This is a genomic window from Mycobacterium sp. AT1, assembly GCF_002043095.1.
In the GTDB taxonomy this organism is placed as follows: Bacteria; Actinomycetota; Actinomycetes; order Mycobacteriales; family Mycobacteriaceae; genus Mycobacterium.
This window is the reverse complement of the sequence record NZ_MVOC01000027.1, coordinates 185,911-211,348: the sequence shown is the minus strand read 5'-3', so window position 1 is coordinate 211,348 and position 25,438 is coordinate 185,911. Positions and strand designations below refer to the sequence as shown.

At 66.2% G+C, this 25,438-nt stretch carries 27 protein-coding genes and 1 pseudogene; 22 read left to right on the top strand and 6 right to left on the bottom strand.

All coding sequences use genetic code 11. The features are described 5' to 3' along the window. Window positions 1-85 precede the first annotated feature (85 nt). From B1790_RS13385 to B1790_RS13360, 6 genes are all read left to right on the top strand, one after another. Window positions 86-1,228 (top strand): acyl-CoA dehydrogenase family protein, encoded by a 1,143-nt coding sequence (locus B1790_RS13385; protein ID WP_079923671.1) that lies wholly within the window; start codon window positions 86-88, stop codon window positions 1,226-1,228. Between the two features lie 52 nt (window positions 1,229-1,280). Beyond that, window positions 1,281-2,033: a 3-hydroxyacyl-CoA dehydrogenase gene (locus tag B1790_RS13380; RefSeq protein ID WP_079923670.1), complete on the top strand. Its 753-nt coding sequence runs from the start codon at window positions 1,281-1,283 to the stop codon at window positions 2,031-2,033. A 34-nt stretch (window positions 2,034-2,067) separates the two neighbouring features. Further along, entirely contained in the window at window positions 2,068-3,066 is a 999-nt protein-coding gene (locus B1790_RS13375; protein ID WP_079923669.1) for a nitronate monooxygenase family protein, read from the top strand. Further along, on the top strand, window positions 3,063-3,458 hold the full coding sequence (locus tag B1790_RS13370; RefSeq protein WP_079923668.1) for a nuclear transport factor 2 family protein: 396 nt from the start codon (window positions 3,063-3,065) through the stop codon (window positions 3,456-3,458). Before B1790_RS13375 ends, B1790_RS13370 begins: the two co-directional genes overlap by 4 nt. Before the next feature lie 13 nt (window positions 3,459-3,471). Then, entirely contained in the window at window positions 3,472-3,795 is a 324-nt protein-coding gene (locus B1790_RS13365) for a hypothetical protein (protein WP_079923667.1), read from the top strand. Window positions 3,796-4,016: 221 nt separating this feature from the next. Beyond that, window positions 4,017-4,391, top strand: coding sequence for a DUF732 domain-containing protein (locus B1790_RS13360; RefSeq protein WP_233165093.1), 375 nt, complete (start codon window positions 4,017-4,019; stop codon window positions 4,389-4,391). Window positions 4,392-4,447: 56 nt separating this feature from the next. Here the strand turns inward: B1790_RS13360 and B1790_RS35650 are convergent. After that, window positions 4,448-4,813 (bottom strand): annotated as a pseudogene (locus B1790_RS35650) (ClbS/DfsB family four-helix bundle protein). Window positions 4,814-4,872: 59 nt separating this feature from the next. Continuing rightward, a complete protein-coding gene (locus B1790_RS35645) occupies window positions 4,873-5,058 on the bottom strand; it encodes a ClbS/DfsB family four-helix bundle protein (protein ID WP_255407271.1) in 186 nt (61 codons plus the stop codon). A 159-nt stretch (window positions 5,059-5,217) separates the two neighbouring features. Here B1790_RS35645 and B1790_RS13350 point away from each other — a divergent pair, with 159 nt between their 5' ends. From B1790_RS13350 to B1790_RS13340, 3 genes are all read left to right on the top strand, one after another. Continuing rightward, on the top strand, window positions 5,218-5,796 hold the full coding sequence (locus tag B1790_RS13350) for a class I SAM-dependent methyltransferase (protein ID WP_233165092.1): 579 nt from the start codon (window positions 5,218-5,220) through the stop codon (window positions 5,794-5,796). Window positions 5,797-5,900: 104 nt separating this feature from the next. Then, a complete protein-coding gene (locus B1790_RS13345; protein WP_158083818.1) occupies window positions 5,901-6,764 on the top strand; it encodes an SMP-30/gluconolactonase/LRE family protein in 864 nt (287 codons plus the stop codon). Continuing rightward, entirely contained in the window at window positions 6,761-7,648 is an 888-nt protein-coding gene (locus tag B1790_RS13340) for an SMP-30/gluconolactonase/LRE family protein (RefSeq protein WP_079923664.1), read from the top strand. The genes B1790_RS13345 and B1790_RS13340 overlap by 4 nt, the downstream gene beginning before the upstream one ends. A 57-nt stretch (window positions 7,649-7,705) precedes the next feature. Here B1790_RS13340 and B1790_RS13335 read toward each other — a convergent pair whose 3' ends face one another. After that, window positions 7,706-8,488, bottom strand: a complete 783-nt coding sequence (locus tag B1790_RS13335; RefSeq protein WP_079923663.1) for a MoaF C-terminal domain-containing protein — start codon at window positions 8,486-8,488, stop codon at window positions 7,706-7,708. Between the two features lie 23 nt (window positions 8,489-8,511). Continuing rightward, the gene (locus B1790_RS13330; protein WP_079923662.1) at window positions 8,512-9,300 is read right to left on the bottom strand and encodes an SDR family NAD(P)-dependent oxidoreductase; all 789 of its coding nucleotides are present in this window, start codon (window positions 9,298-9,300) and stop codon (window positions 8,512-8,514) included. A 393-nt stretch (window positions 9,301-9,693) separates the two neighbouring features. Here B1790_RS13330 and B1790_RS13325 point away from each other — a divergent pair, with 393 nt between their 5' ends. The 10 genes from B1790_RS13325 (at window position 9,694) to B1790_RS13280 (ending at window position 21,083) form a co-directional block, all read left to right on the top strand. Continuing rightward, a complete protein-coding gene (locus B1790_RS13325; protein WP_079923661.1) occupies window positions 9,694-10,689 on the top strand; it encodes a helix-turn-helix domain-containing protein in 996 nt (331 codons plus the stop codon). Between the two features lie 135 nt (window positions 10,690-10,824). Next, window positions 10,825-12,399 carry an ABC transporter substrate-binding protein gene (locus tag B1790_RS13320; protein WP_142271287.1) on the top strand — a complete coding sequence of 525 codons (1,575 nt, stop codon included), beginning with the start codon at window positions 10,825-10,827 and terminating at the stop codon, window positions 12,397-12,399. A 26-nt stretch (window positions 12,400-12,425) separates the two neighbouring features. Continuing rightward, a complete protein-coding gene (locus B1790_RS13315; protein ID WP_198951992.1) occupies window positions 12,426-13,424 on the top strand; it encodes an ABC transporter permease in 999 nt (332 codons plus the stop codon). After that, window positions 13,421-14,281: an ABC transporter permease gene (locus B1790_RS13310; RefSeq protein ID WP_079923659.1), complete on the top strand. Its 861-nt coding sequence runs from the start codon at window positions 13,421-13,423 to the stop codon at window positions 14,279-14,281. The genes B1790_RS13315 and B1790_RS13310 overlap by 4 nt, the downstream gene beginning before the upstream one ends. Then, window positions 14,278-16,062 carry an ABC transporter ATP-binding protein gene (locus tag B1790_RS13305; protein WP_079923658.1) on the top strand — a complete coding sequence of 595 codons (1,785 nt, stop codon included), beginning with the start codon at window positions 14,278-14,280 and terminating at the stop codon, window positions 16,060-16,062. The genes B1790_RS13310 and B1790_RS13305 overlap by 4 nt, the downstream gene beginning before the upstream one ends. A 125-nt stretch (window positions 16,063-16,187) precedes the next feature. After that, window positions 16,188-16,799: an isochorismatase family cysteine hydrolase gene (locus B1790_RS13300; protein WP_142271285.1), complete on the top strand. Its 612-nt coding sequence runs from the start codon at window positions 16,188-16,190 to the stop codon at window positions 16,797-16,799. Window positions 16,800-16,822: 23 nt separating this feature from the next. Beyond that, the gene (locus tag B1790_RS13295; RefSeq protein WP_142271284.1) at window positions 16,823-18,130 is read left to right on the top strand and encodes an aspartate aminotransferase family protein; all 1,308 of its coding nucleotides are present in this window, start codon (window positions 16,823-16,825) and stop codon (window positions 18,128-18,130) included. A 40-nt stretch (window positions 18,131-18,170) separates the two neighbouring features. Then, the gene (locus B1790_RS13290) at window positions 18,171-19,082 is read left to right on the top strand and encodes an SMP-30/gluconolactonase/LRE family protein (RefSeq protein WP_079923655.1); all 912 of its coding nucleotides are present in this window, start codon (window positions 18,171-18,173) and stop codon (window positions 19,080-19,082) included. A gap of 85 nt (window positions 19,083-19,167) precedes the next feature. Next, a complete protein-coding gene (locus B1790_RS13285; protein WP_158083817.1) occupies window positions 19,168-20,322 on the top strand; it encodes an MFS transporter in 1,155 nt (384 codons plus the stop codon). 221 nt (window positions 20,323-20,543) lie between these two features. Further along, window positions 20,544-21,083 (top strand): aminotransferase class III-fold pyridoxal phosphate-dependent enzyme, encoded by a 540-nt coding sequence (locus B1790_RS13280; protein ID WP_079923653.1) that lies wholly within the window; start codon window positions 20,544-20,546, stop codon window positions 21,081-21,083. Here B1790_RS13280 and B1790_RS13275 read toward each other — a convergent pair. Further along, the gene (locus B1790_RS13275; protein ID WP_079923652.1) at window positions 21,067-21,438 is read right to left on the bottom strand and encodes a nuclear transport factor 2 family protein; all 372 of its coding nucleotides are present in this window, start codon (window positions 21,436-21,438) and stop codon (window positions 21,067-21,069) included. The two genes, B1790_RS13280 and B1790_RS13275, sit on opposite strands and share 17 nt — an antisense overlap. A gap of 191 nt (window positions 21,439-21,629) precedes the next feature. Further along, window positions 21,630-22,628 (bottom strand): helix-turn-helix domain-containing protein, encoded by a 999-nt coding sequence (locus tag B1790_RS13270; protein WP_158083816.1) that lies wholly within the window; start codon window positions 22,626-22,628, stop codon window positions 21,630-21,632. A 197-nt stretch (window positions 22,629-22,825) separates the two neighbouring features. Here B1790_RS13270 and B1790_RS13265 point away from each other — a divergent pair, with 197 nt between their 5' ends. From B1790_RS13265 to B1790_RS13255, 3 genes are read left to right on the top strand one after another with little or no spacing between them, the layout of a single operon-like run. Beyond that, a complete protein-coding gene (locus B1790_RS13265; RefSeq protein ID WP_079923650.1) occupies window positions 22,826-24,154 on the top strand; it encodes an APC family permease in 1,329 nt (442 codons plus the stop codon). Continuing rightward, the gene (locus tag B1790_RS13260) at window positions 24,049-24,612 is read left to right on the top strand and encodes an SDR family oxidoreductase (RefSeq protein WP_079923649.1); all 564 of its coding nucleotides are present in this window, start codon (window positions 24,049-24,051) and stop codon (window positions 24,610-24,612) included. The genes B1790_RS13265 and B1790_RS13260 overlap by 106 nt, the downstream gene beginning before the upstream one ends. After that, window positions 24,609-25,415, top strand: a complete 807-nt coding sequence (locus tag B1790_RS13255) for an SDR family NAD(P)-dependent oxidoreductase (RefSeq protein WP_079923648.1) — start codon at window positions 24,609-24,611, stop codon at window positions 25,413-25,415. The genes B1790_RS13260 and B1790_RS13255 overlap by 4 nt, the downstream gene beginning before the upstream one ends. Window positions 25,416-25,438 lie beyond the last annotated feature (23 nt).

Genomic DNA, 25,438 nt, shown 5'->3' with positions numbered 1-25,438 from the left:
TCCACGCCGTGCCATTCCTTGCGACCGTGGGGGCACGGCAGTCTGTTCCAGTGCCAGCACTCATTTCACGTCCGAGGAGCACTCGGTGACCGTCGACCGCCTGCTGCCAAGCGATGAAGCAGGGGAACTCATCCAGCTCACGCGCACCATCGCCGACAAGGTACTTGCCCCGATCGTCGATGAGCACGAGTCGATGGAGACGTACCCCGAAGGGGTGTTCGCCACGCTGGGAGCAGCAGGGCTGCTAAGCCTGCCGTTCCCGGCGAGCTGGGGTGGTGGTGAGTTGCCCTATGCGGTCTATCTGCAAGTGCTCGAGGAGATCGCGTCGCGATGGGCCGCCGTGGCGGTGGCCGTCAGCGTGCACAGCCTGGCGTGCAACCCCATGGTCGTATTCGGTACCGATGACCAACGTCGGCAGTGGCTGCCCAGCATGCTGGGTGGCTCCACGGTTGGCGCATACAGCCTTTCGGAGGCCGGGGCTGGTTCCGATCCGGCAGCGCTGACGTGCCGGGCGGCACGAACCGCCGGAGGCTATCGCGTCAACGGTGCGAAGGCGTGGATCACCCACGGCGGCATCGCCGACTTCTACACCCTGTTCGCCAGGACCGGTGACGGTCCGCGGGGTGTCTCGTGCTTCCACATTCCGGCGGGTATCGAGGGACTCAGCTTTGGCAGCCCGGAGGAGAAGATGGGCTTGCACGCAGTGCCCACGACGACTGCGCATTACGACGACGTCTTCGTACCCGAAGAATGGCGAGTGGGAGCCGAGGGGCAAGGTTTGCCCATCGCGTTCGGTGCCCTCGACGCCGGTCGCCTGGGAATCGCCGCCGTCGCCGTCGGGTTGGCCCAGGCCGCCCTCGACGAGGCCGTTCGCTACGCGAGCGAGCGAGAGACGTTCGGCCGCAGGGTGATCGATCATCAGGGACTCGGATTCATGCTCGCCGACATGTCGGCAGCCGTGGTCAGCGCGCGCGCCACCTATTTGGATGCCGCCCGACGACGCGATGAAGGCCGCCCGTATTCGGCGCAGGCGAGCGTCGCGAAGCTCGTCGCGACCGACGCGGCGATGAAGGTCACCACCGACGCGGTGCAGGTGTTCGGTGGTGCCGGGTACACCCGCGACTACCGCGTCGAGCGCTACATGCGCGAGGCCAAGATCACTCAGATATTCGAAGGCACCAACCAGATTCAGCGCCTGGTCATCGCGCGCAACCTGGCGCGCACGTAGCACCACTCGACGACTCACCACGGGCGTGGCTCATGGGAGCGAAAGGACGTACATGGAGATCAAGGATGCCGTAGCGATCGTCACAGGAGGAGCCTCCGGCTTGGGGCTGGCCACCACGAAGCGTCTCCTGGATGCCGGTGCATCCGTGGTCGTCTTGGACGTGAAGGGCAAGGACGTCGTGACTGCACTCGGTGCGCGGGCGAGCTTCTCCGAGGTCGACGTCACCGATCCGGAGTCGGTGTCGTCCGGACTCGACGTCGCGGAAGGGGCTGGGCCGCTGCGCATCGTGGTCAACTGCGCCGGTGTGGTCAACACGGTCAAGACGCTGGGCCGTTCGGGACCGTTTCCCTTGGCCGACTTTCGAAAGGTCGTCGAGGTCAACCTCATCGGCACGTTCAACGTGATCCGGTTGGCCGCCGAGCGCATCGCCCGGACCGAACCCATCGGTGAGGAGCGCGGCGTCATCGTCAACACCGCGTCGGTGGCGGCATTCGAGGGACAGGTTGGCCAGGCGGCGTATTCCGCATCCAAGGGCGGCGTGGTCGGCATGACCCTGCCGATCGCCCGCGATCTCGCGCGCGAGTTGATTCGCGTCGTCACCATCGCGCCGGGGTTGTTCATGACGCCGATGCTGGCCTCCCTCCCCGAGGAGGCGCGGAGGTCGTTGGGGCAGCAGGTGCCGCATCCGGCTCGGCTCGGCGATCCCGACGAGTACGGCGCGCTCGCGGTGCACATCGTCGAGAACCCCATGCTCAACGGCGAGGTGATCCGCCTGGATGGTGCGATCCGCATGGGTCCGCGATGAGCAAAGAGAGTCCGATGAGAAGTGAGGTAGGCGAATGACTTTGACCACGAAGTTCACCGAGGTGTTCGGTGTCGAGCACCCCGTCGCGCAGGGTGGCATGCAGTGGGTGGGCCGCGCGGAACTGGTCGCGGCCGTGGCCAACGCCGGTGCGCTCGGGTTCATCACCGCGCTGACACAGCCGACCCCCGCCGATCTGGCCAACGAGATCGCCAAGTGTCGCGAGCTCACGGACAAGCCGTTCGGGGTCAACCTGACGATCCTGCCGTCGATCAAACCCCCTCCGTACGAGGAGTACCGCCAGGTCATCGTCGACGCGGGTGTAACGGTGGTGGAGACCGCGGGTTCGAACCCCGCGCCCCACCTGAAGATGTTCCACGACAACGGAGTCAAGGTGCTGCACAAGTGCACCTCGGTGCGGCACGCGGTCAAGGCGCAGAGCCTGGGGGTCGACGGCATCAGCATCGACGGCTTCGAGTGTGCGGGTCATCCCGGCGAGGACGACGTCCCGGGCCTCGTGTTGATTCCGGCCGCGGCCAAGGAGATCGAGATCCCGATGATCGCCTCTGGCGGTTTCGCCGACGCCCGCGGTCTGGTGGCCGCACTGGCCCTTGGGGCCGATGGCGTCAACATGGGGTCGCGGTTCATGTGCACCGTCGAATCCGGCATTCACCAGAACGTCAAGGACGCGATCGTGGCCGGCGACGAACGGGGGACCGAGTTGATCTTCCGCAGCCTGAACAACACGGGTCGTGTTGCCAGCAATACCGTTTCGCGTGAGGTCGTCGAGATCCTCGACCAGGGTGGCGCCTTCGAGGACGTCCGTCATCTCGTATCGGGGGCCCGCGGACGTGCGGTCTACGAGACGGGTGACCTCGACGCCGGCATCTGGTGGGTCGGGACGTCGATGGGCCTGATTCACGACGTTCCCACCGTGGCGGAACTGGTGCGGCGTATCGCCGAGGAGGCCGAGCATCTCATCGAGGGTCGACTCGCAGACATGGTGGTCCCTGCCGCTGCATCGGTGGCGTCGTGAGCGCCCCCACGATCGAGCGTTGGTACGACTTCATGCGGAGCGGCCGGACGGAACTCCTCGATTCGCTCCTTGCCGACGAGGTCGTCTTCTACTCACCGGCGGTGCACGCGCCCAAGCACGGTCGGTCGACGGTGAAGACCTTCCTGGTGGCCGCCGAGCAGCTGTTTACCGGTACCGACTTTCGCTATGTCGCGGAATGGTCCGAGACATCCTCCGCCGTGCTCGAATTCGCCGTCGAGATCGACGGCATGCAGATTGAGGGCGTCGACGTCGTGCACTGGAACATCGACGGGCAGATCACGTCCTTCAAGGTCTTGGTGCGCCCCTTCAAGGCGCTACAGACGGTGTCACGCCGCATGGCGGAGATTCTCGAGATCCATACGCCCGGGTAGGAAGGCGCACCCCATGGAGAACCCCATCCGTCCAGTCCTGCGACTGCTTAGGGCGGTACTCGTCGTCATCCTCGGGTTGTGCCTGTGGAACACGGTGCAAGCGAAGGCCGACGCGTCCGGGGGGCAGGTCGTCGGTCAGGGCACGTGGGCTCAGGAGGACGGCGCTCCGGCCGACGACCCGTGCCAATTGGCAGTCTCCTTCCTCTGCCGATTCATGCCAATCGCTCCAGATCTCGACCACAACCTCGATCTGACGCGGCTGCAGCCAACGGGGCCAGGGGCACCACTGCCCGAGGACCTGCCGCTGCCAGATGTCTGCGCGTTCGGCTGTGTGTAGCCATCGCACGTATTCGACCAGCTAACAGGGAGTTTCGCCATGGGTATTGGTACTCAGGTCGATGATTGGACGAAGCCGCTTGGCTCTCAGCGTAGTTGGGTGAATGTGGGCTGCGGCCTCCGGCGCCAGACAAATCTGATGAACCGCTCCGCGAACCTGGATCGTGGGGGACGGCGATCACTGGCATCTGCCTTGGTGGAATGCGCGCGCGGAGGAGTCCTGTGACCGTGCCGCCGAGCCCACCACGGGCGGTCACCGTGACAGTCGCAGTGGCCACGATGGCGGTCATCGGAATGTGCGTTGCGCCGCAAGCGGTTGCAGTTCCCGGACCAGAGGTGGAATACGTGTACAACGTCCTCGTGCGACGCCACTTCGACTTCCCCAACGGCGACGCACTCGGGTACGGATGGGCCACGTGTGACAAGGTCCGACACGGTGTCGCGTACGCCGACGTGCTGAGCGACGTGAAGCGCGAGGTGTTCCCGGACGACGAGCAATCGGCCAATTACGTTGTGTCGTATGCGGTCGGAATCCTGTGCCCGGCCGACATCTCGCGCCTGCGCGACTCGGCGGCGGGTTACCGTCCGCCCGGTTAGACCAGGCGCGCCTTCCGTTATCCGCGTCAGCTGACCGGACTGCCGGACAACCCGTTTCAGGCCAAGAAGTGGGCCACCAGGTCGACGAAGGCGGCGGGATCGTCGTCGTGAACGTAGTGACCGGCGCCGGGGATCTCGGCCCAGCGCACCAGCGGTTGACGTCGGACCATGTTCCGAAGCCAGGTTCGGATGCGGGCGCGCGCATTGGCATAGGGCAACGAGGTGTTGAGCGAGATCATCCGCCCCATGGTCCACTTGCCCTACCAGGGCGCGCCGTAGAGCTCGTCGTCGGTTTATCCCTCAACCAGGGCGAGGATCAGGTCCTTGGCCTCGACGAGTTGGGCGCGTAAGCCGTCCCAGTCGTAATCGTGATGTTCGGCGTAGTCGCGCTTGGCGAGAAGGCCGAATTCGTTCCACCTGATTCCGGCGGCCGGAAGCTCGTCGGGCAGACCCGCGGCGCGGCGCCGATGCCGGTGAGGACTTACTGATTCCAGCCGAGCAGGTAGGCCACCAGATCCGCTGAAGTCATCGTGATGTCCTTGACGTGTCCCTCGAGGACGGGCTGCCGTACGGCGTCGGGTGGAACCCGGTCGAGGTCGCCGCTGAGCTGAGCGAAGGTCTTCTCGACAGCGGCGAGAAGCTCGTCCTTCGACGTGGGAACGGCCATGCGATCCTCTCGTGTGCGCGGGTCGAGAGGGGTGGCCGCGGGTCGGGTCTCACCGTCGGCTCTAGCGACGACGTGGACCCCACGGAGAGCTCGTCGGCGGCTATGTTGTGTGCAACCCGAATGCGGATCGAGATGCCCGGGCCGTCGCTACGGAGATTGATGTGCAAGAGAATTGGTGACTTCCCCTATCCGCATCAGATAGCCGGGCTGCTGGACAACCCGCTGCGGCGGGCGCTGGAGAATTCGTCGGCTAGCATCGACGCGATCGGTCTCAATGGTGGCGAAAGCGTCGTGGAGATCGGACCAGGGCCGGAGTTCTTCAGCGTCGAGATCGCTCGACGGCTCACCACCGGACGGCTGGTTCTCTTTGACATCCAACCCGAGATGTTGGACAAGGCGCGCAGGAAGCTCGACGGTGCCGGGCACACGAACGTGGACTATCACGCGGGGAGCGCGGACGCCGAACTTCCCTTTGTCGACGGCCAATTCGACGCCGCGTTCCTGGCCGAGGTCATCGGTGAAGTGCCCGACAAGGACGCGTGCCTTCGGTCGCTGGCGCGGATCGTCAAGCCCGGGGGAGTGCTGATCTTCCACGAATCGTTCCTCGATCCGGATCGGTTGACTCTGACCGAGTTGCGCGCGCTGGCCGAACCGCACGGGTTCGAGCTGGCCATTGCCCGTGGGAGTCGGTGGAAGGACGTCGTCGTCTTTCGCAAGCCGCGGGCTCCCGCTGCGTAGTCGGTGACGGCCGTGCCGGCACGATCACGGTTTGACCACGCATGGTCAACGACAGAGGACTCACGGTCAAACGAGCGCCGTCGTGGGCGACGATCGTGGGGGACATGTCACAACTACGATGCGTCGCAGAGCGTCTGGGCCATCCCCAGGGGCCGGATGTCGCCGCTGACGGGTCGGTGGTCTTCGCCGAGACCTACACAGGTCGGATCCTGCGCTGGGACGCCGTTCGGGGCATCACCACGGTCGCCGACGTAGGCGGCGGACCAAACGCAGCTCGGTTCGGCCCCGACGGCTTTCTGTACGTCACCCAGAACGGCGGGCAGGCCGCGCAGTGGCGGTCATCGCGGCAACGGACACCTGCGCTACAGCGCCTTCTCCTCGGCGACGACGGCACGGCCACCGGTCCGCCGCAGACGGTGCTGACCGGCGTCGCCGGCGTGTCCTTTTGCGCACCACACGATCTGGCATTTGGGCCCGACGGGACGGTCTACCTGACTGACTCCGGAGCGTGGGATCCGGAGCGTCGTCCCGACCAGGGGCGAATCATCGCCGTCGACCCCGACGGGACGGGGCGCGTCGTAGCCGAAACCGGGGCGACCTTTCCCAGCGGCGTCGCGGTCGACGCCGAGGGGACGCTGCTGTGGTGTGAGTGCTACACCAATCGGGTGATTCGCCTGCGCCCCGGCGGCGTGCCCGAAGTCCTGTGCACGCTGCCCGAAGAACAGCTGCCGGAGTCCCTGCTTCTCGGCGCGGACGGCACGATCTGGATCGCCGGGCTGTTCGCCGGTGGGATCGTGGTGCTCGATTCTCGGGGGCGCCAGATCGATCTGATCGAGACCGGGGGCCTGCCCCTGAACTGTGTACTTTCCGGAAAGACCTTGTACGTCACCGATTTGGGCGACTACGACGATGACCGGCCCGATGATGAAGCCCAGATGGTGGGCCGGCTACTGGAGGTTGCCCTGTGAATGCGTTCCCGCACTTGGAGATCGTGTCCGAACCGCTGTGGCATCCGGAGAGCCCGGAGATGCTTCCCGACGGCGGCTTGCTCTTCGCCGAAACCGACAGCGGCCGAATCTGCGTGCTCTACCCGGATCTGTTGGCCACCTTCGCGGTGCCGGGCGGCCGGCCATACGGAGTGCTGCTTGGCAGCGACGGGCGCTACTACGTTGCGCAAAGCGGCCACCTCGATCCGAACCGGTGCGCGCCACGGTCCGTGCCACCCTCGCTGCAGCGGATCAGTGCCGACGGCACAGAGGTGGAAGTGTTGACCACCACCGCCGATGGTGTGGACTTCACCGCACCGAACTCTCTGACCTGGAGCGCCGACGGCATGCTGTACATGACCGACTCCGGCCATTGGGATCCCGATACGCGATCGGACCGGGGCTATCTCTACGCCGTGCGCGCCGACCACAGTGCCCATGTCGTGGCCGATCTGGGCCACACCTTTCCCAACGGCGTCGTGGTGGAAGCCGACGGTTCGGTGGTGTGGGTCGAGTCCTACACCGGACGGGTGGGCCGACTGCGGCGCGACGGCTCAACCGAACACGTGACGACACTGCCGGACGGGCACACCCCCGAGGCGGTCAAGGTCGACAGTGCCGGCAACCTGTGGATCGCGAACTTCGAAGGGGGCGGAATCGACGTCATCGCTCGCGATGGCACACCGCTGGAGCACATTACGGTCGGCGGCGTTCCGATCAACTTCCTGATCCACGACGGCTGGCTGTACGTCGTCGACTTCGGGCTCACCGCAACCGAAGACGAATTCGGCTACCGCCCGGGTCGCATCGTGCGGTTGCGCTCTGACCACACGATGGCACCGGTCATCCGGGGACGACTGGACTGACGGCCAACGGCACCCTGGCCGAGCGCGCAGTGACGCCGCTCGGCCAGGTTGCAACGCTCAGACGGCCAGCGGGTTCGGGTACTCGGTCTTGCTCAGCACCCGACCGTAGGCGCCGAAGGTGAAGTGTGTTGGCGCTGCGTCGGACTCGCTTCCGAAGGCTGCGCAATACGAGCGCAGCGCACCGAAGTCGAGGACCATCGAGGCGCCCATCGTGATGACCTTCTCCGAGAACGTCAACAAGTAGGTCTGGTCGCGCAACTTGTAGACCACGCAGGGGTCGGTGTCGGCCAAGGGATATTCCGCGCCCTTGAGGCAGTGCCAGACGTACCAGTCCGAGTTGAGGTAGAGGTGCTCGTAGACGTCTTGCTCGCTGTACACCCACATGGCTCGCACGCCGGCCAGTTCGGTGGTCGGGGCGAAAGGTTCTCCGACCGGCTCGGTCCCGCCGAGCACCAGGTGCTCGGTCCGCTGCCGGACCGTCGGGGTGTTGGGTTCGCGCGGGCCCAGCTCGTTGCGCACCCATACCGCGTGCCCGGAGGTGAGATCGACGATCACCGCGGACGCGGCGGCGGGCTCGCTACCGGACTCGTCGACGGCGACCAGGTACAGCCCGTCGTCGACGAGGAGCGCCTCGTAATCGTCGGTCTTGGTCGCGCCGCCATCCACCGACCAGCTCAGTGATCGGTCGTCGTGGAAGTGCAGCTGAAGTCGCGGCGCGCCGTCGGCGAGCAGGACCAGTTCGCGACCGGCCAGATCGCCGCTGCGCTCGGCCTTGTTCGCCGCGAAATTGTCACCTAGACCGAGGTTTTGCTCGCTCACGGTGGTGCTGTCGGTGCTCATGTGTTCGCTCTCTGTGGTGATGGTCAGTGGTAGTGGTTCATTGCCGTCTGCCCGCCGTCGACGGGTATGACGGCCCCGGTCACGAACGTCGGAGCGTCGATGATGAGGTAGCGGACCAGGTTGGCAACTTCGTCGGGACTGGCCGCCCGAGACATCGGGTTCATGTGGCGCAGCCATTCGGCGGACACGGTGTCGACGAAGTCGGCGATCATGGGGGTGCGGATCCACCCCGGAGCGACGACATTGGCCGTGATGTTGTACGGCGCGAGGTCGACGGCGAGGCTGCGCCCCAGTGAGTGCAGACCCGCCTTGGCGGCGTTGTAGTGCGCGAGTCCGGCGTCACTGACCATGCCGCTCACCGAACCGACCAGCACCATGCGCCCACCGCCCTGGGCCTTCATCCGCTTTGCGGCATGCATGCAGGCCAGCGCCGCGCCGTTGAGCACGACGTCGACCATCTCCAACCAATCCGCATGGGTCAGCTCGTCGAAGGGTGCCACGTGCAGTGCCGCCGCGGCGCTGACCAGCGCGTCGATGCGGCCGTGCTTCTCCTCGACGGCGGCGAACAGTCGGTCCACTTGGTCGTACTTGCCGACGTCGGTGACGACGCCGTCGATCTGCGCCTGATCGTCGATCAGTTGCAGTTTCTGTACGGCCTCCGCCAACGCATCGGGCCGCCGCCCGGCGATCGTGACGTGGTAACCCTGCTCGACCAGCGCAGCGGCGACGGCGTATCCGATGCCGCTGGCGCCGCCGGTCACCACCGCTACCGGCGCGTCGGCGCTCAGGGCTTGGGAGTAGGCGTTGGTCATCGATGATGCTCCGTTCGATTGGTCATGGGCTGAGCCGGGATGTCGGGGTCGACGGGCGGGTGGTGACGGAATTTCGGCACTCGCGGCGGTGACGCTCAAAGCCGTTGTCCGTCAACGTGTTTAGACGAAGAGATCGTCGATGTAGAGTGTCGACCCGGCGCGGATCGGCAGTTTTGGTCACGGCGGCGCTCCTTCGTGGTCCACGTGGCCTCTTGTGTCTAGTGCACCGACGGGCGAGCGGATTGACGCACAGACGCCTGATCTTGTTCGCCCGAATCGATGCGGTGAAGCCGGTGTTCGGCGGTACCATCCGGTTTTCGCCCCGAGTGGCTTCGTCGGACGGGGATCGGTCGACGCCATGCCGAAAGACCGTCCGACACGAGAGAGGTTCCGATGTCAGTTCTGATCGAGACGCTTGACCTGCCCAGTCGCGAGCGGGCCGACTTCTGGCGGAGTTCGATATCGGAGTCGTTCGTCCCGATGGACACGACGCTGTCGTCGCCGGTGGACTTCGCGGGCAGCATCCGGGGCGGTGCGCTCGGCACACTTCAGGCCTACGACGTGACCGCCGACGCGCACATTTCCCGCCGGACGCCCAAACAAGCCGCGGCTGCCCAGGGCGACTTCTTCAAGCTCAGCGTGCCGTTGCGCGGCTACTGCGTCGTCATGCAGGACGGGCGGGAAGCTCCGCTCACCCCCGGCGACCTGGCCGTTTACGACACCAGCAGGTCTTACACCCTGGCCTTCGAGGACACCTGCGAACTGTTGGTGCTGATGTTTCCGCAGCAGCTGCTGCGCATTCCGCGCGAGGTGTTGTCGGCGCTGACCGCGCAGCGGGTGTCCGGGCGGCACGGGGTGGGTGCGTTGGTGGCGCCACTGCTGAAGTCGCTCGTCGAGCACATCGACGAGGTCGACGCCTCCCAGTCACAACGAGTGGCCGACACCGTCCTCGATCTGTTGAGCACGGTCCTGGCCGACCAGATCGGCGGCAACCGCGAGCCTGCGCGAGGCGGCTCTGGTGCCATCCTGGTGCAGGCCAAGTCCTTCATCGAGTCACATCTGCACGATGTCGACCTCACTCCCGACGCGGTGGCGTTTTCGGTGCACATCTCGACGGGCTACCTACACAAGCTGTTCCGCCGGGAGGACACCTCGGTGGCCCGCTACATCCGGGACCGTCGGCTCGAACACTGTCGGCGTGACCTGGCCGACCCGCATCAAGCGTCGTTACCGGTGAGCATCGTTGGCGCGCACTGGGGTTTCATCGACGCCGCCCGGTTCAGCCGGGTGTTCAAGGCTGCCTATGGCACGTCACCACGGGAGTACCGGTTGAGTCGCGACGTCAACGGCGTCATCAACTTGGCTGCCGATCTCGGCATGGGGCACTGACCGCGGGCTGAGCGCCAAGGGCGAAGCGTCCACAGCAGGACAAGGTCCGGCGTGTGAGCGACAACTCAGTGCGGTTTCGGGCACCTAGCTTGATTTCATGCGAACGACGTGGATCAAGCGAACGAGGTCGGTGCGATGGATCTGAATCGCCGCGAACTATTACGACGTGGAGGGCTGACCGGACTCGCGCTCGTCGGTGGGGCCGCCGTTCTGTCCGCCTGCGGCGGCGGCGGTGGAACCGGCCCGTCGAACTTCGCGACCACGGTGGCTCCGCCCTCCGGCCCGCCGAAGCGGGGCGGCACCATGATTCATGGCACCGCTGGCGGAAGTACCGCCGACAGCCTGACGGCGTACAACATCAACTCCGGCGCGGACTTCTCGCGTTGGCGCGCTCAGTACGAAACGCTTTGGGCGCCAAACGAGAACTACGAAATCAAGCCGTTCCTGCTTGAGTCCTACGACGTCAATCCCGGACTCGACGTCTGGACGCTGCGCCTCAAGAAGGGCATCGAGTTCAGCGATGGCCGGACCGCGACGATGCACGACATGCTGTTCTCAATCCAGCAACTAATGAGTCCCGAGGTCGGATCGGCCCTTGGGATCGTCTCCGCCGGCATCGATCTGGCCAACACGACGGTGCTCGACGATCTGACGCTTCGCGTCAAGCTGAAGAGCGGTTTGGTCAACTTCCCCGAAATCATGTGCTTCGCCGCGCTGGTGCCGCGGGGGTATGACCCCGAGAAGCCGATCGGGACCGGACCGTACAAGATCTCGGAGTTCACCCCGGGCAGCCTCACGCAGTTCGTGCGCCATCCCAACTACTGGCAGAACGGCAAACCGTACTGCGACGAGCTGCACATCGTCGAGTTCCAGGACGAGTCGAGCCGCGTCAACGCGCTGTTGGACGGCCAGATCCTCGCCGCCGACAGCATGGAGTTCGCCCTGCTCGACCTCGTCAGGGGCAAGCCGGGGGTCAACGTGCTCCAGCAGAAGACCAACAGCTGGATCCCCTTGCAGATGCGTTGCGACAAGCCGCCTTTCGACGACGTCCGGGTCCGGCAGGCCTTCCGGTTGCTGATCGACCGCCCGGCCATGAACGAGGGCGCCTTCCAGGGCCATGCAGTACTGGCGAAAGACCTGTATTCGCAGAATGATCCGATCTTCGCGGCTGCGCTGCCCGACCGGGTGCGCGATCTCGACAAGGCCAAGTTCCTGCTCAAGCAGGCCGGTGCGGAGAATCTTCAGGTCACCCTCACCACCGGGGACCTGGGTACGGGGGTCCTGTCCATGTCGCAACTGTTCGCCGCGCAGGCCAAACAGGCCGGGGTGGACGTCGTCATCGACAAACTCGATTCGGCCAGCTTCTACGGACCGAACTACGGCACCTACCTCTTCTCCCCGAACGTCTCCGCGCCGGCGGACTACTTGCGCACCGTTCAGAGCTTTGACGGTCCAGACTCGCAGCAGAACTTCACCTTCTTCCACGACGACGCCTTCAGCTCGCTGTACTTCCAGGCCGTCAAGGAACAGGACTTCGGAAAGCGCAAGGAACTGGCGTTCGCCATGCAGCAGATCCAGTACGACACCGGTGGGCTGATCATCACCGGCTTCTACGACGCGTTCGACGGATACAGCACCAAGCTGAACGGGCTGGTGCCCAACGTATCCGGCTTGGGAATCTACAACTACGCCGACCTATGGCTGTCCTGACGGGGGCGCCGAACACCGAACTTCCAGTGCCAGCCGCCGGATCCGCCGGCGGCCGTCGCCGCGGCGGTCTGCTGTGGTGGACGGTGCGTCGGTTGGGGACCGGCGCACTGGTGCTGTGGTTCGTGTCGTTCATCGTCTTCTTCGCCACTCAGATGCTGCCGTCGGATCCGGCTCGGGCGATCCTCGGGCGCACTGCCACACCGGAACTCGTCCGTGCGCTACAACTCAAACTGCACCTCGACCGACCAATCATCGAGCAGTACTGGATCTGGTTCAGTGGCGTCCTGCAGGGCAATTTCGGCGAGTCGCTAGCCTCACACCAACCGGTGACGACGGTGTTGGCGCCCCGGATCGATAACTCGCTGTCCTTGCTGCTGATGGTGTCGGTGCTGATGGTGCCGTTGGCGATGGGCATGGGCATCGCTCTTGCCGTCCGGCGAGACAGCTTGATGGACCGAACGGTGACCAACACCTTCATCGCCACGATGGCACTGCCTGACTTCGTCGTCGGCACGCTCGTGCTGATCGTCTTGTCGACGTCGGTTCTGCAACTGTTTCCGGCTGCGTCGCTGATACCGCCGGGAGCCAGTCCGTTTGCCTCGCCACAGTTCGTGGTGTTGCCGGCGCTGACCCTGCTCATCACTACCGTGCCGTTCGTCGCGCGACTGGTTCGCGGCTCGATGATCGAGGCACTCGACTCCGAATACGTCGCGATGGCGCGGCTGCGTGGGGTGCCTGCCCGGACCGTGGTGTGGCGTCACGCGCTGCCCAATTCGCTGGTCCCCGCCCTGCAGGCCTCGGCGATGATGATGAGCTATCTACTCGGCGGCGTCGTCGTCGTCGAGTACGTCTTCAACTATCCCGGGCTGGGGCGGGCGCTCAACGACGCCATCGCCTATCGCGATCTGCCGTTGATACAGGCGATCACGTTCATCTTCGCCGCCGGTGTCGTGCTGTTCAATCTGATCGCCGACCTGTTGACGGTGTTGCTGACGCCCAAACTACGGACGAGGGACGCACGATGACATCTGCCACCGCTACGGAGCGCCGGGGACTTTCGGCGGCCATGCGCAACGGCCGCCTCGTCGTCGGTGGTGTCGGCACGCTGCTGATCCTGTTGATCGCGCTGGTGGGACCATTCCTGGCGCCGCACGCGGCCAGTGACATCGTCGGCGCGCCGTATCAGGCCCCTGGGCCCGGCTACCCCTTGGGCACCGACTACCTCGGCGGAGACGTGCTGTCACGGGTTCTCGACGGCGGACGCACGGTGGTGTCGATGTCGTTGTCCGCCACTGTGATCGGCGTGATCCTCGGTACCGCCGTCGGCCTGATCGCCGGCTATTCGCGCAACGTGTTGGACCGCGTCATCGTGTGGGCCATGGACGTGGTGCTCGCATTCCCGGGCCTGGTCTTGGTGCTGCTGTTCGTGGCGCTGCTCGGCCACAGCCCGCTGTTGCTGGTCACTGTGGTCGCCATCGGCTGGGTTCCGGTGGTGGGCAGACTGGTTCGCGGTGCGACGGTTCAGGTCGTCGAGCAGGAGTACGTCGAACTTGCCGAGATGATGGGCGTGGCCCGCTGGCGAATTCTGACCCGCGACGTGCTTCCCAACATCATCACCCCAGTGATCGTGCAGACCGGTGCCGTACTGACCTGGTCGATCGGCCTGATCGCCGGGATCAGCTTCCTCGGGTTTGGAATTCAACCGCCGCAGGCGGATTGGGGTCTCATGATCAACGAGAACAGACCGGGCCTTGCCCTGCAGCCATTGGCGAGTGTGCTGCCCATCGTCATGGTCGGATTGTTCGCGCTCGCCACCAACGCCTTCGGCGACGGAATCAACGAAATCGTCACCGGATCGAAGACTCGGGAGAACGGGTCGTGACCGCGACGCCAGTGGTGTCCGTTCGCGGACTGGAGATTTGTCTGACGCGCGGTGGTGCGCCGATCGTCGGACCGGTGGATTTGACCCTGCAGGCCGGCGAGATCGTGGCGCTGGTGGGGGAGTCGGGCAGTGGAAAGACGACGATCGGCTCCGCGCTGCTGGGCTACACCAGATCGGGTGCTGGTATCACCGCGGGCTCGATCACGTTGGCGGACAAAGAGATTCTGGCCCTGGACGCGGCAGCGTTGCGCGATGTCCGGGGCAGGCTGGTGTCATACGTGCCGCAGGATCCGGCCACCGCACTCAACCCCACCCGCCGAATCGGCGTTCAATTGCGTGAGACGGTGCTCGTGCACCAACCCGCAGTGGGTGGCGCCGAACTCGACGAACAGGTGCAGCGGGTGCTCGGCGAGGTCCGGTTGCCTGCTGACGCCCAGTTCCTCTCCCGATTCCCGCATCAGCTCTCCGGTGGTCAGCAGCAACGACTGGTGTTGGCAATGGCCTTCGTTCTGCGGCCGCGGGCGATCGTGCTCGACGAACCGACCACGGGTCTCGACGTCACCACGCAGGCACACGTCCTGCTCACCATGCGCGAGCTGTGCAAGCGTCACGACGTCGCGGCGCTGTACGTGACGCACGACCTTGCCGTGGTGAACGGGCTGGCGGACCGCGTCGTCGTGCTCTACGCAGGCCGGGTCGTCGAATCCGGCTCGGCCACCGAGGTCTTCGCGGCGCCGCGGCACCCCTACACGCGGGGGCTGCTGGCCACCATCCCCGACATGGACGCGCGACGCACACTGCTGCCGATCCCCGGCGTGGCCGCACGGCCGGGCACCCGTGACGAGGGTTGTGCCTTTGGGCCCCGCTGCGACTACCGCGCGCCAGAGTGCGACGTCAGCGTGCCCGAACTCGTCACCTCGGCCGGCGGACGACAGGTGCGCTGTGAACGAACTAACCTGTTGCCCACTGGACCGGTGACGTCGGCGTTGGCCCCTCCCAGGTCGGCCGCTCCGGCGTCGGGCCCACCCGCGGTGCAGATCGTCGACGTGACGTGCGCCTACAGCGGGGTTCAGGTCGTGCACGGTGTGTCCTTCGCCGTCGACGCCGGTCGGTGTCTTGCAGTGGTCGGTGAATCCGGATCGGGTAAGACGACGCTGTCGCGGGTGCTGGTCGGACTGGTCGAACCATCCGGCGGCGAGCTGCGGCTGGCCGGGGAGCTCCTCGCGGGCCGGGCGCGGTCTCGGCCGGCCGACGCCCGCAGGCAGATGCAGTACGTCTTCCAGAACCCGTTCCGCTCCCTCAATCCGCGCATGACGATCCGGCAGAGTCTGGCCGTCCCGCTGGCCCACTTCTTCGGGGTACGTGGTGCGGAGGCGCAGACCCGGGTAGACGAAGCGCTCGAACAGGTTTCGCTGTCGCGGCGACTCGCCGACGAACGACCCCGTGCGCTGTCCGGCGGCGAGCGCCAACGTGCCGCGATCGCCCGTGCTTTGCTGTGTGATCCGACGATTCTGGTGTGCGACGAAGTGACCTCGGCGCTCGACGTATCGGTGCAGGCATCGATGATCGACCTGCTCGACGAGCTGCGTCGGGACAACGATCTGACCCTGGTCTTCGTCACCCACAACCTCGCGGTCGTACGCGCCATCGCCGACGACGTCCTGGTGTTGCGCAGCGGGGCAGTCGTCGAATACGGCACCGTCGAGGACGTCTTGGACCGCCCCAGTCAGGACTACACGCAGGCGCTGCTGGCCGACACCCCGCGGCTGACCCATGCGTGAGCGACGGGCGCACAGCGGTCAGGTTCCGTGCCGACAAGGTCAGTAGCGACAACGACAACACCGCGCCACAGCGCGCAACCACAATCGAGCAGTACCCGGCAAGAACCAAGAAGAGAGCTGTTGCGATGACCGAGATTTCGTCGATCGACCCCACGCGCGCTGCGCTGATCGTGCTCGACATGCACGTCGGGGTGGCCGGACCTGGATCCGATGCCGGGGAGCACGCCGAGGCCCAGAACACGGTGGCCAACATCGCCGGTCTGCTCGAGGTCGCACGCGCCAATGAGGTGCTGGTGATACATGCCCACCATCGCAGTGCCACCGGCGTCCGGCCGGGTGGCCTCCTGCCCCCGCTGTTTCGGGAGCTGGCCGACGACCCCGACATGCAAGACAGTGCCGCGGACATGGCCATCATCGCCGGACTCGAGCCGCGCGACGGCGAAATCGTGGTCCACAAGGAACGTTTCGGTGCCTTTGCCGGGACCGGTCTGGACATGATCCTGCGTGCCGCCGCGGTCGACACCATCATTCTGACCGGCACTTACACCAACCTCTCGGTGGAGAGCACCGCCAGATACGGGGCCGACATCGGCTATCGGTGTGTGCTGGCGGCCGACGCGCTGTGCTCCATCAGTGCCGAGTGGCACGACGGCGCCTTGGAGCACGGGCTGTCGGTCATTTGTGAGATCGGGTCCAGCGCCGAGGTCGAGTCCGCGCTGGGAGTGGCGGGCCGGTGAGTTCTAGCGTGACCAATGGCTTGATGACTGCCGAGGAGGCCCGCGCATGGCGCGACGCCGACGGCAAGTACTTCTCGCACGGCGGTGAGGCCGATCCGCCGGTGCCGCCCTGGCTGCTGGTACGTGGTGACCGGTCGACGGTCTGGGACGTCGACGGCAACGAGTACCTCGACGCGCACGCCGGCGCGTGGCTGAGCCAAATAGGCCATGGCCGAACCGAAATGGCCGAGGTGGCGGCGGCTCAGATGTCCACCCTGGAACACTTCACCACACACGCGGAGTTCAGCAGCATCCCCGCCGTGGCGTTGGCGCAACGGCTGGTCGAGCTGTCCGGCATACCCGACGGCAAGGTCAGGTATGCCTGCTCGGGCTCCGAGGCCGACGACGACGCGCTGCAGATCGCCAGGAACTACCAACTGCTGCGGGGCATGCCGGACAAGAACGTGGTGCTGACCCTGGCGGGCTGCTACCACGGGCACACCTACGGTGGTCTCGAGCTCTCCGGTCGGCTGCCGTCGTACATGTCGGGTGCCACCGTGTCGCTGACGTTCCCGGACGTGCTGTCCCCGGAACGTTTCGGGCCCGACGGCATCACCGAATACTGCGTCGCAGAACTCGAGCGGACCATCGAGCGGATCGGAGCCCACCGGATCGCCGCGCTGTTCGGTGAGCCGATCTTCGGGCCTGCCGGCATGGTCGGCCCTCCCAAGGACTATTGGCCGCGAATGTGCGAGGTCCTTCAGCGACACGACATCCTTTGGGTCGCAGACGAAGTCGTGACCGGCCTTGGGCGCACCGGACGCTGGTTCGGCAGTCACCACTACGGCGTCACTCCCGATGTCATGGTGCTCGCCAAGGGGTTGGCCAGTGGCTACGCCCCGATCGCAGCGATCGTGATCTCCGGTCGGGTGGCCAAGACCATCCACGGCACCCACGCAGGTGGCTCCTATGCCGGGCACACCACCAGTTGCGCTCTGGCATTGCGCAACATCGAGATCATCGAGCGAGAGAATCTGTGCGACAACGCAGCTGCGCGCGGAGATCAGTTCCAGGAGGAGCTGGCCGAGCTGTTGGCCCTGCCATGTGTCCGTGCCGTCACCGGAGTCGGCTTGATGATCGGCGTGCACCTGCAGCGGGCAGGCACGCCGGGGGCCTTGCGCCCAGGGCCGGCTGCGCCGTCGCTCGACACCCTGATTCGGCAGCGCACCGGGGTCATCCTGATGGGTGGCTACGAGCACCTGCTCATCACGCCGCCGTTGATCTTCACACCCGCTGAGGTCACCCGAACGGTGGGGGCGCTGCACGGCGTTCTCGCCGATCTGAGCGCATGACCGTCACACGTAGCCCACACCACCACCGAATGAGGACATCATGGCCACACTGATCGACGTCGACGTGCTGGAGAACAACTTCGGCGAGATGCCCCAGGGCGCCGACCTGCTCGCAGACGGCCGGTTCATCTGCCTGGACGTGCACTCCGGCGTGTTGAACGCCTGGCCGGCAGGGCCGGACGGCACCGCAGTCGGTAAGACCACCTCGGGGCCGATTGCGTTGACGATGGGATCCGACGGGCAGGCGTATCTGGCGCACACCGGCGGCCGCATCGGCGACTTCTGGCTTGCCGACGACGCGATCCCACCGTGCGTGCAGCGCGTCGACCTCACCGACGGATCGGTTGAGACTGTGCTGACCGAAGTCGACGGCGTAGCGCTGGTCTCCCCACACGACCTGGCGTGGGGAGCCGACGGTCGGCTGTGGGTCGCCGACTCGCACATCTGGGAGTTCGACCCCGCTCTGCGTCAGGAGCGCAGCGGTCACGGTCGGATCATCGCGATCAGTCCCAACGGTGATGCCGAGACCGTCGTCGACACTGGAATCACCTTTCCCGCAGGCATTGTCGGCGAGGCCGACGGTTCGGTCGTCTGGACCGAGGGGTACACCGACCGGGTGCGTCGCGTTCGCCCCGACGGTTCGGTGCACACCGTCGCCCAGTTGCCCGACGGGCACACACCCCACGGCGTGAAGGTCGCCGTCGACGGCTCGCTGTGGGTGACGTCGTTCGGAAGCGGCACGATCGACGTCATCGCCGCGGACGGTTCGTCGGTGCAGCACTTGCCGCTCGGTGATGCGGACCGGCCGATGAACCTGACCTTCGACGGCCAGAACTTGTTCGTGGTCGAATTCTTGGAGGACTCCGCCGGCGAGATGGTCGGACGGTTGTTGCGAGTGCGGACCGACTCCTCCGGCGTCGTCCCGTTGCGGGGGGCGCTCGATCGGGGCTGACATCGGCCCGGACGTCGAGGCGGACGCAGTCGGCGGCAGCGCAACGCGCCTCGGGCCGTACCGGCGTGTGTTGGGGCGCCCCGGGGTGTCCGCCGTGCTCGTGGTGTTCGTGGTGCTGCGCATCCCGCTTGCGGCCGCACCACTGCTGCTGACGTTGCACGTCGCGCTCGAACTGGATCTGGGGTTCGCGAAGTCGGGGCTGGTGGCCGCCGCCATGGCGGCCGGCACCGCGATCGGCGCACCGCTGGCCGGCACTGCCGTCGACCGATTCGGGCTGCGAGCGGTCATGGTCGTCACCACGGCCGCCGAGGCGTTGTTCTGGGGCACGGCGCAGCACGTGCCCTACCCGGTGTTGCCGCCACTGGCGCTCGTCGGCGGGCTACTGGCGATCCCGGCGTTCTCGCTGTCTCGGCAGTGTCTGGCGGCGATGCTGCCCGCGTCTGAGCTGCAAACCGGCTACGCGCTGGACTCGATGATGTTCGAAATCGCCTACGCCATCGGCCCGCCGATCGCAGTCCTGCTGTTCACCACCGTCGGTCGTGAGGTCGCCTTTCCCGCCGTCACCGTGATCATGCTGCTTGGCGGCGTAGCTCTGACGGTTCTGAACCCGCCGGTGCGACCGCCGCGGACTGATCCGGAGGTCTGGACGAAGACCGACGGGCGGTGGTGGACCCGCCACACCGTCGGGCTGATGATCGTGACCACGGGGGCGACGTTGGCGCTGCTCGGCATGGACGCGGCGATCACCGCCCAACTCCGGGACCTCGACCAGACCCGCATGCTGAGCGTGGTCATCGCCGTCAGTTGTGCCGCGTCGTTGGCGGGCGGTTTCGTCTACGGTCTGCTCAGCAAGCCGATCGCACCGTGGCTGCTCCTGGTGGTGATGAGCGCTGCGGTGGCACTGATCGCATGCGCGCACTCCTGGATCGTCATCGTCGTGCTGGCCATTCCGTCGGCGGCGTGCTGTGCGCCGCTGCTGGCGGCCGCGGCGGAGGCACTTAGCCGACAGGTACCCGACGGGGTGCGTGGCCGCGCGATGGGCCTCCAATCCTCGTCGCTCACCCTCGGCGGCGGCGCAGGCGCCGCGTTGGCTGGGGTCGTCGTCGACCGGTGGAGCCCGAACATGGGCCTTCTGGTGGTCGGCGGCGTCGGTGTGGCGCTGGGGCTGCTCGGCGCGCTGTTCACCCGCTCAGCGCCTGCGGGACTTGACGATTCGCCGAGCGGGCTGGGGCTCACTTGACCGACAGGGGGACAGAACTTGTCTTCGGCGGTACATCAGAGCCACTCGGCCACCCAAACGCTCAGAGATGGCCCACTATTCGTCTACGTCACACGTTGACGACCGATTGCACCGCCAAACCCTGGAGGGCGCTCGATCCGCAACCCATCTGAAACCCCACAAGTCCTGTCCCGACCAGTTCACGCCCCGCTCGAGCGCCCAGTGCTGGCAGCCGGGTTCGGCTGCACCATCACCGACACCGCCGGCGCCAGCTACTCGACGCGTACGCCGCAGCAGGAATCCTGACGCTGGGATACGGCCAGGTCGAGATCGCCGACGCGATTGCCGAGCAGATGCTCACCCTCGAACACTTCACCACCGGCGGACCGCTGTCCACACCCGCGGTCGTCGACCTTGCCGAGCGGTTGGTCCGGCTGGCACCGGCCGGAATCACCAAAGCCAGCTTCCTGAGCGGAACTCCGGAGGCCTGCGACGAAGCGGTGCGCCAAGCCAGGGAATACCACCATCGCGGTGGCGAACCCGATCGCTACACGATCCTGTCGGTCATCGGCGGCGACTATGGGCGCACCCTGGCCGGTGCGGCGCTCGACGGCAGTCGTACCCATGACGGAATCGGGCCGCTGCTCGACGGATTCGTGCACGTGCCGCCGCCGACGGGGGCCACGGGCGACACGGAGTCCCTCGGGGTCGCCGAGTCTCTGGACGCCTTGCGGGCCGAGATCGAACGCGTAGGAGGTCAGGCGTTCATTCGGTCAGCATGAAGGTCTTGCTGACGATCTGCCAGCGCTCGGATGCCCGCACCAAGGTGAAGTAGTTGGTGAAGTTCGCTCCGGCATAACCGGTTTCGTCGAGTACGGCCCTGGCGACGTCGCCGCTCACCTCTACGTCGCGGATCGCGTGGTGGTAGTCCTCGATCCATTCGGCGGGATCTGGTCCGGTGGCGACGACTTCGAGGAAGCCGCTGATCGGCACCGAGACGTATTCGTCGCCGAGGTAGCCCCACATGTGGGCGTCGTCGCTGAAGGCCGAGGCGACGGTGGGTGCGTCGGCCGTCGTGACACCGCGCACGTAGGTCTCCACCACGTCGACGACGTCTTGGTCCGGCTGGTTACTCATCTGAAATCTGCTCCCTTGGCTCGAATCTTTCCGTCTCGGATTCTTACGTCGAAAGAGGTCCGCCGGTGGGTGGCGCCGCGGTTTGACCACACACGGCCAACGACAGGGGGCTCATGATCAAGCAATTGCGGTCATATGGCGCGATTGCGAAGCGTCGCAATGGTTTCGGGCGCCTTGGGGGGAGGCCGGTCCTAGTCCGCGGCATCGCCGAGCAGCTGGTGGGCACCAGCGGTGGCGTGGCTTCGGTATTCGCGGGGGCTGACCCCGTATTCGGCCTTGAACAACCGCGAAAGGTGGGCGGGGTCGGTGAGCCCCCAGCGCTGGCCGATCTCGCGTATCGACACGTGGGTCGAGTACGGGTCCGACAGGTCTCGCCGGCACTTCTCCAGCCGGCGGGTGCGAATCCACTCCGCGACGCCGACACCCGTCTCGGCAAAGAGATTGTGCAGGTGACGAGTTGAAATGTATTGCGCGCGAGCGATCGTGACTGGTGACAGCGACGGGTTGCCCAGGTTCGCTTCGATGTGGTGTTGAATCTTGGCCAGCCGACTCGACGCGATGCCCTCACGGTCGGAACGGGAGCCGACCTCGTCGGCGCAGATCGTGCCAACCAGGTCGAGCAGCGAGCGCGTGAGCCGGGCCGACGACGGCCGCGTCAACGCGTCGAAGTCGCTCCCCACGGCCAGCAGCGCCGGGCAAACGATCCTGCCCAATGTGCTGCCCGCCTCCACTGGGACGGCTGTCACGCTTCGCACCGCGTCGACTGGCACGTCGATCATGGAACGCGGGAACATGAGCACCAGCGATTCGAAGTCGTGGTCGAACGCCAACGTGTAGGGCAGCCCCGCGTCGTAGATCGACATGTCTCCCGGGCGAAGAACGGCCTCGCGTCCGTCCTGGATCAGCAGTCCGGTCCCGCTGACGATCACCGACAGCTTGTAGAGTCCGGCATCTCCGGACGCGGCGGCGGCAACCTCGTCGTGGGTCACGGTGTGCGCGGACGCGGACAGCCAAAACCATCCGACGCCGCCCGTGTTGTGTGTGCGCAGCGCGCCGGTGAAGTCGCCCCTGTCGTTGGACTCGACGTCGAGTGGGACGAACGACGTGCTGATCAGCCGACGCCAGTCGTCGAGGCTCGTCACCGACTGGGGGGTTGGACTCTGCGGTGTTGGACTACGTGTCTCGGACATGAACTGCTCCCGACGAAAGTTAATCCGCGAAGCATAACTCGCAGGTGGCACCCGGCGCTGGGCGCAGCGGTGGTTTGCGGGTGTGCGCTCAGATGCAACTTCAGTGCGCTGGACGGCAATGGCATTTTGCGCGATGGGCAGCATGCTTTTGGCTACAGCGCAATCCCTTTGGGTGCGCACGCATTGTCGGAGGTCACATGGCTCTGGAAACCACCCCGCCAGCCGAATCCACCGGTCCGACTCACGACGGGGTCCTGCGCGGCGACGCGCTGGGCACCGCGGGAATCGCCTTTCTGGTGCTGGCGGCCGTCGCTCCGCTCACGGGGATGGTGGTGGTTGCCGGACTGGGGATCGCACTCGGCAACGGCGGCGGGATGCCCGGTTCCTTCGTGATCGCGGGCGCGATCCTGTTTCTGTTCGCCGTCGGGTACGCCCAGATGAGCAAACACATCACCAACGTCGGCGGCTTCTACGTCTACATCTGCAACGCACTTGGCCGCCCGCTGGGCTTGTCGAGCGCACTCATCGCGTTGGTCGGCTACAACTGCTTCGTCGCAGGCGCCGTGGGGACGTCGGGTGCGTTGACGGGCACCGTCGTCGACAACATCTTCGGCCTCGACATCCGCTGGGAGGTGTGGTCGGCGCTCTCGGTGCTCGCCGTCTTCCTTCTGTCGCGCCGCGGCGTCGACCTCTCCGCGAAGGTGCTAGGGGTGTCGCTGATCCTGGAGGTCGGCATCCTCGTCGTCTTCGACGTCGCAGTGCTGTTCCAGTCCGGGTACGACCTGACGGCCTTCAGCCCGGGGATCGTCTTCAGCGGATCGGTAGGCCTTGGCCTGTTGTTTGCGGCCACCTGCTTCATCGGCTTCGAGGCGACGGCGCTGTTCAGTGAGGAAGCCAAGGATCCGCAGCGCAGCGTGCCGCGTGCCACCTACATCGCCGTCGTCTGCATCGCCGTCTTCGCCGCGATCACGTCGTTGGCACTGGTCAGCGCCATCGGGGTCGACGGCGCTCAGGAGGCCGGCGTGGAGCACCTGGCGAAGGGTGATCTGCTGATCGCGACGTCGCAGGGCGTGCTGGGAACCTTCCTGACCGACGTCATGCAAGTGCTTCTCGTCGTCAGCCTGTTCGCCGCGTTGCTCGCCCTGCACAACGCGGCCAGCCGCTATATCTTCGCGCTCAGCCGGGCCCAGGTGCTGCCGACCGTGTTGGCCAAGACCACCGCCGGGGTGCCCCGCAATGCGAGCACGGCGCAGGTCGTCTTCGCCTCGGCGGTGGCCGGGGTGTTCGCGGCGCTCGGCCTCGATCCGATCGCCGCCCTGACGGCCTCGATGACCGGCTTCGGCACGTTGGCGATCATCTGCCTGCAGGCCCTCGCGGCGGTGTCGGTGGTCGTCTTCTTCCGACGTCGGGGTGACCGGGCGTGGTGGAGCACCTTCGTCGCCCCCGGTCTTGGCGCGCTGGGGCTGGCGACGGACCCCTGCACGGCGTTGTCGCCGCCGCAGGCATCTCCGGACGTTTCGGGCTAGGCACCGACGAGTTGACCGCGGCGGATTTCGCAGACGTCTACCGCGTCAACGTGATCGGCTCGTTTCTGTTCGTTCAGCAAGCGTTGCCGGCGTTACGCCGGGGACGGGACGCGCGCGTGGTCCTGATGGGATCGGATTCGGGCTTCGTGGCGAGCCAGGGAATGTTGCCCTACATCGCCAGCAAGGGCGCTGTTCGGCAGCTCACCGCGGCGCTGTCGGTGGAACTGGCCCCCGACGGCATTTGGGTCAACAGCGTGTGTCCGAGCGTCGTCGACACGCCGATGGCCCGCGACGATCTGGGCGACGACGCGTTCGTCGGTGCCGACTTCCCGGTCCTGAGCTCCCATGACGTCGCCCATCACGTGTTGAACCTGTTGTCGCCAGCCAACCGGGGCATCAACGGGACGAGCGTCGTGTGCGACTTCGGCTACATGGCGCGATCCGGCTTTCCGGCATGACCGCCGTCGAGAGCGGTCGCGTCGCCATCGTCACCGGCGGCGGATCCGGTATCGGCGCGGCCATCGTCCGCCGGTTCGCCGCGGAGGGCTTGCAGGTGGTTGCCGTGGGGCGCGACGCGTCGCGGTTGGAGCGAATCGCCGCTGAGACCGGTGCCGACACCATGGCCGGTGACGTGTCGCGCACCGTTGACGCCGAGCGGATCGTCTCCTCGATCATGGACCGTTACGGGCGGCTGGATTCGTTGATTGCCAATGCGGGTGGTCACGGCTACCACGCGGTCGGCGACACCACCGACGAGGAATGGGCGCAAAGTATGCGCGGGAACCTCGACACCGCGTTCGTGATGGCGCGCGCGGCGATTCCGCCGTTGGTCGACACCAGAGGCTCGATGGTGCTGGTGTCCTCACTCGCCGGGCTCTTCGCGGGTCCGTCGGTCGCCGCCTACACCGTGGCCAAACACGCGATGATCGGGCTGTCCAAGTCCATGGCTCGGGACTACGGCCCGCGCGGGGTGCGGGTGAACGCCATCTGTCCAGGTTGGGTCCGCACCCCGATGGCCGACGCCGAGATGGCGGAGTTCGCCGCCAGCAGGGGGGAGTCGGAGGCAACGGCCGAGGACGGCTACCGCCTCGTCAGCACCGACGTTCCGTTGCGGCGGGTGGCAGAACCTGCCGAAATCGCCTCAGCCGTATGGTTTCTCACCTCCGACGATGCGTCGTTCATCAGTGGTGCCACGTTGGTCGTGGACGGTGGGGCCCATGTCGTCGACGTGCCGACCATCGAGATCGGCCGACTGGAGTAAACGCGGAAATCCGTCAACCTTCG

Excerpts from the sequence above, each read along its gene's own strand:
- B1790_RS13290 (WP_079923655.1), top strand. The coding sequence starts at position 18,171 with ATGGCCACACTGATCGACGTCGACGTGCTGGAGAACAACTTCGGCGAG.
- B1790_RS13265 (WP_079923650.1), top strand. The coding sequence starts at position 22,826 with ATGGCTCTGGAAACCACCCCGCCAGCCGAATCCACCGGTCCGACTCAC.
- B1790_RS13380 (WP_079923670.1), top strand. The coding sequence starts at position 1,281 with ATGGAGATCAAGGATGCCGTAGCGATCGTCACAGGAGGAGCCTCCGGC.
- B1790_RS13270 (WP_158083816.1), bottom strand. The coding sequence starts at position 22,628 with ATGTCCGAGACACGTAGTCCAACACCGCAGAGTCCAACCCCCCAGTCG.
- B1790_RS13255 (WP_079923648.1), top strand. The coding sequence starts at position 24,609 with ATGACCGCCGTCGAGAGCGGTCGCGTCGCCATCGTCACCGGCGGCGGA.
- B1790_RS13345 (WP_158083818.1), top strand. The coding sequence starts at position 5,901 with ATGTCACAACTACGATGCGTCGCAGAGCGTCTGGGCCATCCCCAGGGG.
- B1790_RS13275 (WP_079923652.1), bottom strand. The coding sequence starts at position 21,438 with ATGAGTAACCAGCCGGACCAAGACGTCGTCGACGTGGTGGAGACCTAC.
- B1790_RS13295 (WP_142271284.1), top strand. The coding sequence starts at position 16,823 with ATGACTGCCGAGGAGGCCCGCGCATGGCGCGACGCCGACGGCAAGTAC.
- B1790_RS13335 (WP_079923663.1), bottom strand. The coding sequence starts at position 8,488 with ATGAGCACCGACAGCACCACCGTGAGCGAGCAAAACCTCGGTCTAGGT.
- B1790_RS13320 (WP_142271287.1), top strand. The coding sequence starts at position 10,825 with ATGGATCTGAATCGCCGCGAACTATTACGACGTGGAGGGCTGACCGGA.
- B1790_RS13330 (WP_079923662.1), bottom strand. The coding sequence starts at position 9,300 with ATGACCAACGCCTACTCCCAAGCCCTGAGCGCCGACGCGCCGGTAGCG.
- B1790_RS13325 (WP_079923661.1), top strand. The coding sequence starts at position 9,694 with ATGTCAGTTCTGATCGAGACGCTTGACCTGCCCAGTCGCGAGCGGGCC.
- B1790_RS13300 (WP_142271285.1), top strand. The coding sequence starts at position 16,188 with ATGACCGAGATTTCGTCGATCGACCCCACGCGCGCTGCGCTGATCGTG.
- B1790_RS35645 (WP_255407271.1), bottom strand. The coding sequence starts at position 5,058 with ATGGCCGTTCCCACGTCGAAGGACGAGCTTCTCGCCGCTGTCGAGAAG.
- B1790_RS13375 (WP_079923669.1), top strand. The coding sequence starts at position 2,068 with ATGACTTTGACCACGAAGTTCACCGAGGTGTTCGGTGTCGAGCACCCC.
- B1790_RS13350 (WP_233165092.1), top strand. The coding sequence starts at position 5,218 with ATGTGCAAGAGAATTGGTGACTTCCCCTATCCGCATCAGATAGCCGGG.
- B1790_RS13310 (WP_079923659.1), top strand. The coding sequence starts at position 13,421 with ATGACATCTGCCACCGCTACGGAGCGCCGGGGACTTTCGGCGGCCATG.
- B1790_RS13365 (WP_079923667.1), top strand. The coding sequence starts at position 3,472 with ATGGAGAACCCCATCCGTCCAGTCCTGCGACTGCTTAGGGCGGTACTC.